Raw genomic sequence first — 924 nt, forward strand, 5'->3', positions numbered from 1 at the left:
GCGACTTCCTCGACGTGGAGATCACCGGGCAGAACACCATGTACGCGTTCGGCGAGCCGGTGTGACCGGGCGACGCCTCCGCCCCCGACGGCGTGGTCGGGCGATGCGCCCGACCCGAAGACTGATTCCGCCGCCCGGAGACCAATCGGCGTGAGCGACGCCGTCCGTCAGGCCGTCGGAGACGCCGCGCGGACGGCGCTCGCGGTCGCCGTCGTCGTCGCCGCGCTAGTCGCCGTCACCGGCGTGTGGCCGCCAATGGTCGCCGTCGAGTCCGGGAGCATGGAGCCGGGCCTCGAGCGTGGCGACCTCGTCGTCCTCTCGGAACCCGAGCGCGTCGGCGAGGGGACCGTCGCGGGCGTTCGCACGGCCCGAGACGCGCCGCCGTCCGACCGATCGTTCGGCGGGCCGGGCGACGTGATCGTCTTCTCGTCGCCGACGGGACCGGCGTCACCGATCATCCACCGCGCGCGCTTCCACGTCGAGGCCGGCGAGAACTGGTATGCCGAGGCGAACCCGGAGTACCTCCCCGCCGGCGTCGACTCCTGTCGGGAGCTCGCGAGCTGTCCGGCCCCCCACGCCGGGTTCGTCACGAAGGGCGACGCGAACGCCGAGTACGACCAGGTGAACGGGAACTCCCCGATCGTGACGCCCTCCCGGATCCGCGCCGAGGCCCGCTTCGAGGTCCCGTACCTCGGGTACCTGCGGCTCGCGTTCTCGGGCTCGTAGCCGTCTGATCGCGGACCCGCGGCCACGGGACAGTAGATTGATACTTCATGGGTGCCAATCGGTGATCATGTCCCGCCGTCCGCGGCCGGACGACCCCGTCGACCTGGAGGCGACCCGGACAGAGCGGACGCTGCGCGACACGCTCCACGAGCTCCCGGTGGACGCGCTCGTCCCCGACGGGTGGCTCCTCGGCACCGA

1 protein-coding gene is annotated in these 924 nt (G+C 72.3%); it reads left to right on the forward strand.

Going from position 1 to position 924, the window contains the following annotated elements:
* Nucleotides 1–150: 150 nt before the first annotated feature.
* A complete protein-coding gene (locus ACQUQ1_RS22440; protein ID WP_435066390.1) occupies nucleotides 151–726 on the forward strand; it encodes a S26 family signal peptidase in 576 nt (191 codons plus the stop codon).
* The last annotated feature ends 198 nt before the right edge of the window (nucleotides 727–924 follow it).

The organism is Halobaculum sp. EA56, assembly GCF_051195075.1.
Lineage (GTDB): Archaea > Halobacteriota > Halobacteria > Halobacteriales > Haloferacaceae > Halobaculum.